This is a genomic window from Ochrobactrum sp. SFR4, assembly GCF_019730395.1.
GTDB lineage: Bacteria > Pseudomonadota > Alphaproteobacteria > Rhizobiales > Rhizobiaceae > Pseudochrobactrum.
In genome coordinates, this window is record NZ_JAAPBB010000948.1 from 1 (window position 1) to 260 (window position 260).

The following is a 260-nucleotide window of genomic DNA, read 5'->3' on the forward strand; positions in this document are numbered from 1 at the left end:
TATCTACCGAACAGAATAAATCGATATTTTTCATGAATAAATGCCCAGCAGGCAGCTTGTACATCACGGCATGCTGTCACATCGCCCGAAAACCAGACGGCATCAATGATCAGCCATTGTAAAAGAGCCGGTGCAAGCCAGATAACACCTCCGAATACGATAAAAGTGAGTATTGTATTCGGAATTGTACCGAAAAAGCGGTTGAGTATCGTGCTGTTCACAGTGCTCAACGCCCCATGTTTTGCAATATTTTCTTATTG

The 260-nt window shown here is 43.1% G+C and carries 1 pseudogene; it reads right to left on the reverse strand.

The features are described from left to right. Positions 1–221, reverse strand: a pseudogene (locus tag HBA93_RS21880) (amino acid ABC transporter permease); the annotation flags it as partial. Between the last annotated feature and the right edge of the window lie 39 nt (positions 222–260).